Genomic DNA, 2,280 nt, shown 5'->3' on the forward strand with positions numbered 1-2,280 from the left:
CTATATTACTGACTTCAATACTGTTGTTGTTAGTAATACCATCTCTATTTGAATAACCTGAGTCTATTTTCAATACAACATCAGGTGTTGCCGCAGCGACATCGACCGTAAAGTTTTTTATAGTTGAAGCATCGCTAATATTACCCGTTTTATCAACCAATTTAGCGATCAACCCATAATCCTTCCCTTCAGTAGAACTGTCAAGGTATAAAGTGGTGGTTATATAACCTTTATCAATATCTGATTGAGTTAGGGTGATTGTTTTCAATAATTCATCGTTGTCTTTAGTGTTGTAATATTTTAAGAAATCCCCCTCTACTGCATTGGTAAAACTTACCTTGACTTCTAAAGTACGATCATCGGTAATTGCATCATCAACAAGAACACCTTGTTCATCACCCTTATTGTCAACCACGCTTTCAATCGTTGGCTTAGTTGGTGCAACATTGTCAATGGGAAAAGTTTGTTCGCTGATGGTTGTTAGAATATTGCCCGCCTTATCTTGTAAGGCTTTATCGCTATCACTTTGTGCATAAGATAATTTCAATTCATTTGCTGCGTTGATATCTGCTGTCAATACGATGGTTGCTTTTTTTCCACTGGTTGTAACACTTTTAATATCGCTATTAGCAACTTGATTGGTGCCAATCAAAATAGTAAACGAATTTGTATCAAAAGTTGCTAATTTAACAATATCTTCGGTAAAAGTTAATACAATGTGGCTTTCAAATGCATTGGTATTTTCATTTTTAACTCTAGATATTTTTACATCTTCGGTGTTGTTATATTCCACCGCTGTATTGTCAATTTTCCACGCAGAATTTTTGGATTCACCGCTGACATTGTCTGCATCATCAGTTTGTCTGACTTTAATATTGTTTGCAGCGTAGTTAGTATTTTCATTTAACTCAATTTCTGCTGTGCCTTTATCGTCAGCGTTATAAGTGATAGCGCTACTTGCTAATGTTATCCAACCATCACCACCATCTAAAATATATTCTACTTTGGCATCTTTTTCAATATTGCCAATCTTAATTATCTTGTTATTAGTAATGCCATCAGATGAACTTGTGCCTGTATCGTCTTTTAATGTTAGCGTTAACTGCTCAACATTGCCATCAAAAATAATTGAATATGCATCTGATAATTGGCTTTGGTTTCCCACTTGGTCAATAATTTTTACTTTAAAATTATAAGTCTTATTATCTTTGTTACCGTCTAAAGTCAAAGTTGACAATGCCACTTCTTTCCATCCTCTAGTAATGTCAGTTTCATTTAATCTAACATATTGAGAATGTGTGTAACCTGTACCGTCATCTTTCATCACCTGAACTCTATCGTCTTTCTCTGCACTTGTATTTGTTAAAGAAATACGAACCTTTGGCGTAGAATCATTGGTTGTGCCGCCACTCAAAAGATTATTATTATTATCAGTAATTGCTTTTTCAATTATTGCTTTTAATGGATTTGTAGTATCCAATGTATAGGACTGTAAAGCAATGTTGCCTTTAATATTATCTGTTACATCACCTGCATTCACACCATTTGCAGTAATAGCAAACTGAATAATATTCTCACCCTCTTGTAGGTCTTTATCCCATGAGATGCTAGTTCCACTAGCTTTACTGGTAATATCTTCCCAAGCAACGCTACTATTTACACGACCCCAAAGCATCTCATTATTCAAATCTGCTTTCAGGGTTGCAGTAATGGTTTGAGCCTTAATTTTAGTAATAAAATCACTGTCAGTACTTGTGTTGTAAACTGTATCCTCACTAATAGAAATACCAGAAATACTGGTTTCAAATCTAGCAATATAATCATCTGACATGTTGGTTGAATTTTTTGTTTTTGCTTGTTCCAAACCTGCTAAAAAATCTGCCCTCTCGTCGTCTTTTAATACGCCGTTATCATCAATTGCACTAACCAAACTAGTTAAAACTGCATCGGTGGTTTTAGTTGCATCACCATTACGGTCTTTAGTTTCCATACCAGAAATACCTGCCAATGCCTGCCCTAATGCCTTAGCACCAGCACTAGCAGAACTGTCGTAACTATTGGCATTAACCACCGCAGGTTTGGTGCTGCTAATGTCCACACCTTCTGCGTTAAATGCCTTGCCAACAGCTGTGTTAGCAGTAGCAAGATCAGTTGTTACGTCATCTACATCAGCTAACTTTGTATTACTGGTAGCAAGCACTTTGCGCGCAATAACCTCAGTCAGTGGATTTATCATTGCTGTAATAGTTGTCTTTCCATCTGATTTAACAATGACTCGCA

Annotated in this window: 1 protein-coding gene; it reads right to left on the minus strand. The window is 36.0% G+C overall.

Annotated features, from left to right (window positions below; translation table 11 throughout):
• Positions 1-2,280 (minus strand): hypothetical protein (locus tag PSN35_RS07180; RefSeq protein ID WP_300031477.1); only part of this gene is annotated, 2,280 nt, incomplete at both ends.

The organism is Candidatus Thioglobus sp., from assembly GCF_028599055.1.
Lineage (GTDB): Bacteria > Pseudomonadota > Gammaproteobacteria > PS1 > Pseudothioglobaceae > Thioglobus_A.